Origin of the sequence: Micromonospora sp. NPDC047730, assembly GCF_043204765.1 — a bacterium.
Lineage (GTDB): Bacteria > Actinomycetota > Actinomycetes > Mycobacteriales > Micromonosporaceae > Micromonospora.
On record NZ_JBIDCU010000058.1, the window covers coordinates 1 to 4,625 of the forward strand.

A 4,625-nucleotide genomic window follows, 5' to 3' on the forward strand; every position below is an offset into this window, starting at 1 on the left:
CTCCCCCAGCTCACCCGCGACCCCCGTGACGACCGTGCCGGCCGGGGTGCCGGCGGCAACCGCGTCCAACCCGGCCAGCAACTGCGCCGGATCGGCGGCCACCACCGCCGCCCGATGCTCGAACGCCGACCGCGTGGTCGCCAACGACCAGGCCAACCCGGCCGGATCGACGTCGCCGTGGGCGCGGACGTACCGGGCGAGCCGGGCCGCCTGCTCCCGCAGGGCCGACGCGGACCGGGCCGACAACGGCCAGACCGTGACGGACGAGGCGAGCAGGGCAGGTTGCTGCGCCACGGGCACCAGCGCGGCGGCGGGGTCGGTCGCCGCCACCGGGGCGGTCTCCCCGGCGGCGGCGTCCGCGCCCGACGCCACCGGGGCGGTGGTGGCGTCCGGGGTCTCCTGGGGTGCCTCCTCGATGATCACGTGGGCGTTGGTGCCGCTCATCCCGAACGAGGAGACGCCGGCGCGGCGGGGCTGCTCCCCGCGCGGCCAGGGCAGCGCCTCGGTCAGCAGCGACACCGCGCCGGCCGACCAGTCGACGTGGGGGGTGGGCTCGTCGACGTTCAGGGTGGCCGGCAGCGTGTCCTGCCGCAGGGCCATGACCATCTTGATCACCCCAGCGACGCCGGCGGCGGCCTGGGTGTGGCCGATGTTCGACTTCACCGAGCCGAGCCGCAGCGGGCGGTCCGCCGGCCGCCCCTGGCCGTACGTGGCGAGCAGGGCCGTGGCCTCGATCGGGTCGCCGAGGCTCGTGCCGGTGCCGTGCGCCTCCACCGCGTCGACCTGCTCCGGGGAGAGCCGCGCGCTGGCCAGGGCCTGGAGCACGACCCGCTGTTGGGACGGGCCGTTGGGGGCGGTGAGGCCGTTGGACGCGCCGTCCTGGTTGACGGCACTGCCGCGCACCACGGCGAGGACGGGGTGGCCGTTGCGGCGGGCGTCGGAGAGCCGCTCCACGAGCAGCATGGCGGCGCCCTCGCCCCAGGCGGTGCCGTCGGCGCCGGCGGCGAACGCCTTGATCCGCCCGTCGGGGGCGAGCCCGCGCTGACGGGAGAAGCCGACGAACGCGCTGGGGGTGGACAGGATGGTGGCGCCGCCGGCCAGCGCGAGGGTGCACTCGCCCTGACGCAGGGCGTGGCAGGCCAGGTGCAGCGCGACGAGGGAGGACGAGCAGGCGGTGTCGACGGAGACGGCGGGGCCCTCGAGCCCGAGCGCGTACGCGATGCGGCCGGAGACCACGCTGGCGGCGGTGCCGGTGAGGACGTACCCCTCGACGCCGGGCGGGGGCGGCTGGAGCAGCGCCGCGTAATCCTGGACGGTGGTGCTGGCGAAGACACCCACCTGGTTGCCGCGCAGCGTGGCCGGGTCGATGGCGGCGTGTTCGAACGCCTCCCACGAGGTCTCCAGCAGCAGCCGCTGCTGCGGGTCCATGCCCAGCGCCTCCCGCGGGGAGATGCCGAAGAAGCCGGGGTCGAACTCGGTGGCCGAGTCGAGGAACCCGCCCTGCGCCACGTACGAGGTGCCGGGGTGGTCGGGGTCCGGGTGGATCAACCGCTCCAGGTCCCAGCCGCGGTTGGTGGGAAAGTCGGACATGGCGTCGCGGCCGGAGGCGACCAGCCGCCACAGGTCCTCGGGCGAGCGCACCCCGCCGGGAAAGCGGCAGCCGATACCGACGATGGCGATGGGCTCCCGGTGCGCCGCCTCGAGTTCTCCGAGCTTCCTCCTGGTCTGGTGGAGGTCCGCGGTAACCCATTTCAGGTATTCCCGGAGAGTGTCTTCAGTCGCCATTAACGCCACCTTTTCGGGCCGGAAAAAGACGACCAGATACCGTCCACAGACGCTTCAAGCCGCGACACCACAGCCCATTCAGCCCGACCACGAATTGCAAAAATCAACAGCGTTGCAGTGCCCACCAGGTCCTACTTCCCGGAGGAAGGTAAGTGTCGGCCGGCGGCGGTCACAACCCCTAGCGTCCCCTACGGCCGCCCCTAGCAGGACCGCCGCCGGAGCGGTCGCAGGCTGGCCCGCCAAGGCCCCGCCGCCGGCCCGGCGGGGCCGGCGGCGGCGGTGATGTCAGCCGCCGCGGCCGGCCCCGTGGACGCGCCCCACAATGGGCGGCGAATTGTTCAGAAAACCCCGCCGACATTACCGCCGGGACCGCCGAGCTCCCGATGGATGAATTCGAAGATCTCGGCGTCGCTGGCCCCCTCGAGCGTCTGCGTCACGGGGGCCTCGGCCGGTGCGGGCAGCCGGTCCTCGCCCCAGCGGGCGATGAAGGCCTGCAACTGCACCAGCAGCTTCTGCCGGGTCAGCTGGTCCGGGGCGCTGGCCGCGAACAGGCCGTCCAGTTTCTCCAGTTCCGACAGCAGGCCGGCGGTCGCGGTCGCCCCCTCCTCCACCACGAGGGTGCGCAGGTGGCGGGCCAACGCCAGCGGGGTCGGGTAGTCGAAGACCACGCTGCCCGGCAGGCTCACCCCGGTGGCCGCCCGGAGCCGGTTACGCAGCTCCACCGCGGTCATCGAGTCGAAGCCGACCTCACGGAACGCCCGCGCCGGGCCGAGCTCGCCGGTGCCCGGGTGGCCGAGCACCGCCGCGGCCTGGGTGACCACGAGGTCGACCAGGACGGCGTCCCGCTCCGCGTCGCCGAGCGGCCGCAGCCGCTCGCGCAGCGCGGCGGCGGCCCCGTCGTCGGCCGGCTCGTCGGTGTGCAGGCCACGCAGCGCCTCCTGCGCCTCGGGGACCTCGCCGAACAGCGGCCGGGCCCGCACGGCGGCGACGGCCGGCACGAACCGGTCCCACCGCACGTCGGCCACGACGAGCTGCGCGCCGTCGGCCACGGCCCGGCGCAGCGCGGCGACCGCCAGCTCCGGGTCCATGCCGGGCAGGCCGCGCCGGCCGAGCTGCTCCAGGTCGGCGTCGGCGAGGCCGTCCGCCCAGGGACCGAACGCCACCGACGCCACCGGCAGGCCGGCGAGGCGCCGGTTGGCGGCGAGCACCTGGAGCAGGGCGTCGCCGGCCGCCTGGCCGGAACGCCCGCCGGAGCCCCACACCCCAGAGGTGGACGAGCAGAGCACCAGCGCCCCCAGGGCCCGGTTCTCCAGCTCGTCGGCGTACCGGGGGATGTCGCCGACGGTGGCGAGCAGGTCCGCGGCGAGGTCGGCGAGGGTCAGCTCGGCAAGCGGCACGGTGCCGGTGTCGGCCGGTACGTGCACCAGCGCGGTCACCGGCCGCCCGTCGGCGGCGAGCTGCTCCATCCGGTCGGTCAACTTCCCGCCGGCCGGCTGGTCCAGCGGCACCACGGCGGCGCCGTGCCGGTCCAGCCAGGCGGTGGTGTGCCGGGTGACTGCCCCCGCCCCGCCGGTCATCAGGACGGTGCCCTGCGGGGACCAGCCCGTACCCCCGGCCGGGCCGGTGGCCCGCACCAGGCGCCGCACGTGCACGCCGGACGCGCGGACCACGAGCTGGTCCTCCCCCTCCACGTTGGTCAGCGCGGCGACCAGCGCGGCGGAGAGCTCCCCGGTCACGGCTCCGGGCAGGTCGACGAGGCCCCCGACGTGCCGAGGGTGTTCCAGCGCCGCGGCCAGGCCGAGGCCCCAGGTGGTGGCCTGCCACGGCCGCGTCGCCGGCTCGTCGTCGCTGGCGACCGCCCCGGTGGTGGCCAGCCACAGTGGCGCCCCGGTCTCCCGGCCGGTGTGCGCCTGGAGGAGCAGCAGGTTCGCCGCGAGCCCGGACGGCAGCGCGTCCTGCTCGGGGTGCGGCGCCTCGTCGAGGGCGAGCAGCGACAGCAGCGCCGTCGGCTGATGCTCCGCGCAGGCCCGGTCGAGGTCGGCGGCGAGACCGTCCCGGTGAGCCGTCGCCGGGTCCACCGTGAGGACGTGCACGGCGGCTCCCGCCGCCCGCAGCGCGTCGGCGACCGTTTCCGTGGTCTCCCGCGGCGGCGCGACCAGCAACCAGCGGCCCGGCTCGCCGCCGGTCAACCGCCGCTGCCGCCAGGTGACCCGGTACCGCCACCCGGTGAGCGTGCCGTCCTGCCGCTGCTGACGCCGCCACGACTCCAGCTCCGGGAGCAGCTCCTTCAGCGGCTGACTGGCGTCGATACCCAGCCGGTCCAGGTCGCCGTCGGTGACCGCCCGCCAGAACTCGGTGTCGGCCTGGTCCGCGGCCCCGCCGAGCGGCGTGGCCAGGGTCGGCCAGTACCGCTGCGGCTGGAACGCGTACGTGGGCAGCTCCGGCAGGTCGCGCACGGCCGGCCGGGGGCCGGCGAGCGGCGTCAGCACGGCCGCCCAGTCCACGTCCCGGCCGGTCGCGTACCGGGTCGCGACGGCGGTCAGCAGCGCCGTCACCTCCGGCACGCCGGCCCGCAGGGTGGCGACGGCGGTGGCGCCGTCGGGGAGCACGTCGGCGTTCATCGGCGTCAGCACGGCGGCTGGGCCGATCTCCAGGTAGGTGTCCACGCCGGCGTCCCGCAGGGCGTGGATCCCGTCGGCGTAGCGTACGGCCTCGCGGACGTGCCGCACCCAGTAGTCGACCGTACGGATCTCGTCGCCGTCAGCCAGCGCCCCGGTCAGGTTCGACACGACCGGCAGCAGCGGCGACCGGAAGGCGAGACCCTCCAGGACCGCCCGGAA

General features: G+C 75.7%; 2 protein-coding genes. Both read right to left on the bottom strand.

Annotated features, from left to right (window positions below; translation table 11 throughout):
* Positions 1-1,785: type I polyketide synthase (locus tag ACGF5G_RS35625; RefSeq protein ID WP_393271287.1), on the bottom strand; the 1,785-nt coding region annotated here is incomplete at its 3' end.
* Between the two features lie 338 nt (positions 1,786-2,123).
* On the bottom strand, positions 2,124-4,625 hold a 2,502-nt coding region (locus ACGF5G_RS35630; protein ID WP_393271289.1), incomplete at its 5' end, for a KR domain-containing protein.